A 2102-nucleotide genomic window follows, 5' to 3' on the forward strand; every position below is an offset into this window, starting at 1 on the left:
ACGGCGGCGTCGAGACCCCCCCTAAGCGGGGGGAAAACCGCGTTGGCCTGCGCCACGTCGCCAGACGTATTACGCCTAGCTATGAGCAGGGCCTCCAGGTCTAGGTCTATCCCAACTACGTAGCCCCCCACCCTCTCGGCCTCGTGCGCCACGGCGCCCGTCCCCACGAACGGCTCCCAGATCCTACTCCCCTCTGCCACCCGGGCCAGGTTAACCATGAGCCTGGCTGTTATGTAGTCCAGCGTCTTGGTGGACCTCTCGATCTGCGGCTTCTCTTTCCTAATCCTCTCCCCATTTACTGACTTAGCCAAGGAAGCCCTCTTGAAAATTTCACAACTAGGACAGGTAAATACCGCATAGCGTGTGCCTACCTCAGCCAGCTCGCACCTACCTATTTCCCCCAGTGCTATCGCCTCTTCGCGCGCGAGGCATGGGTACCTCTGCCCCAGCTCCACCACACAGATCTCCATTACCTCTCTAAAACACGCCTAGCGATATAAACCGCCACCACGGTGAGAAACACCGCGGCTAGAAACTCGCCGATTGCCGTCAACACCTCTAGGAGGCCACTCCCCTGTTTGGTTATGACAGGAAAGAGGAGGTAGAAGAAGAAGAAGGTTACGCCCCCCGCTATTATACCGCCATATCTAATTTTCCTATTTACTATATACGCCTCACTTACGTAAGACACGTAGGGAATGACGGCGACGGCCAGCAACACGTAGCTAGGTATTATCTGCACTCCTAGAAAGAGAGACGCCAGGTAGATAACTACTATAAACATAGATACCACCGTTATGATAAAAGTCACTTCATATCTCTTTAATACATCTCTAAGAAAATCATAAATACCGAATCCATATATCATTATAAAGAAAGCCATAAATAAAAATACAATATTTATCATGTACCTAATAACTTCTATGTTGAAAGTGTTCCCAAAAAGTAGGATAAAGATTAGAAGCGCAGGTATGCCCACGGTGTATCTGCGATACTCCGGTTCTTTAACCGCCTTGTTTAGATAGTATCTAAAAAGCGTGACGGTTTCCTCGACGCCTCTCGCCTGTTTTACCACTACTCTATAGACAGACATCACAGGCCTCTTCGACTGAATTGCTGGAATCGCCGCCTCGTCGCTGGGCCCGTCAGAGACGAAGTAAATAGCGTCTGCGTCGTACAGCGCCAACACCTGTTCCAACTCCTTAACCACAACTACGTCAGCCACCGCGGGGTCTGGAGAGCCGCTGATCACAGCCACATTTGTGTTCTCAACTCCATATTCAGAGGTCAGCCTATCGTATATCTTCACTGCGGCGAACACGGCGTTTGCGTCTGAGTCGTCCGGGTTTGCCAGTATGTACCTAATTGCCAGCCTCAATACCTCGTCTCTCCCTACAACAGGCGTCTCAAATCCCTGGGCCTTTAAATCGCCGTCTCTATCGACGTATAAAACAAGAACACGCACTACTCTTCCGGCAGATATCCAGCCTCTATCAATATCTTAATTTCGTCATGAGTCAACCTCTCTCCGTTCAGCAACCTGTTGTACAAGGCCTCAGCCCTCTCCTTCAGAGACTCAACCCGCTCCTCTCTCGCCCTAGCCCTCGCCTTGTTCCTCTCGGCGAGCTCTAAAGCCTTTAGCAGTACGTTGTATTTCTCCAGCTCCTCCTGGAGAGCCCTCCTATTCTCTCTAAGCTCCTTCCGCTTCAGAGCCAGCTGCAGAATTTCCGATTTGATTTCCTCCCGGCGTTTTTTCAACTCTTCTCTCTTCTCTTTCAGCTTCACGAGCTCCTTGTAAACCTCCTGCCTACTTGCCTTTAGCTGGGCCAGCTCTTGTTTCACAGTATTTAGATCTTGAACTAATCTAGCTATTTCGCTTCTTATGGCCTCTCTCTTGTTTTTAAATTCGTCAATTTGTGACTTTAACTCAGCTATATGCGCCTTTATCTTCTCCATGGAGTCCGCCAGGTTCAGCTCCTTCTCTATTTCACTTATGTACTTGATAAACTGCCTCTCCCACTCGGGGTTTGTAGGCGAGGTTTCAAAGAAATACTCAAGTTGTTCAATTATCCGCTTCAACTTATCCTTCTCAAGCGTCTTCC

The 2102-nt window shown here is 49.5% G+C and carries 2 protein-coding genes and 1 pseudogene; all 3 read right to left on the reverse strand.

The genetic code is table 11. The annotated features are described in order from the left end of the window. On the reverse strand, positions 1 to 470 hold a 470-nt coding region (locus ACP5J3_RS13645; protein WP_428496186.1), incomplete at its 3' end, for a TRM11 family SAM-dependent methyltransferase. Further along, positions 470 to 1465, reverse strand: a complete 996-nt coding sequence (locus ACP5J3_RS13650) for a DUF373 family protein (protein WP_428496187.1) — start codon at positions 1463 to 1465, stop codon at positions 470 to 472. The genes ACP5J3_RS13650 and ACP5J3_RS13645, both read right to left, overlap by 1 nt. Then, positions 1465 to 2102 (reverse strand): annotated as a pseudogene (locus ACP5J3_RS13655) (coiled-coil protein); the annotation flags it as partial. The gene ACP5J3_RS13650 and the pseudogene ACP5J3_RS13655, both read right to left, overlap by 1 nt.

Source organism: Pyrobaculum sp., assembly GCF_049971835.1.
GTDB lineage: Archaea > Thermoproteota > Thermoprotei > Thermoproteales > Thermoproteaceae > Pyrobaculum.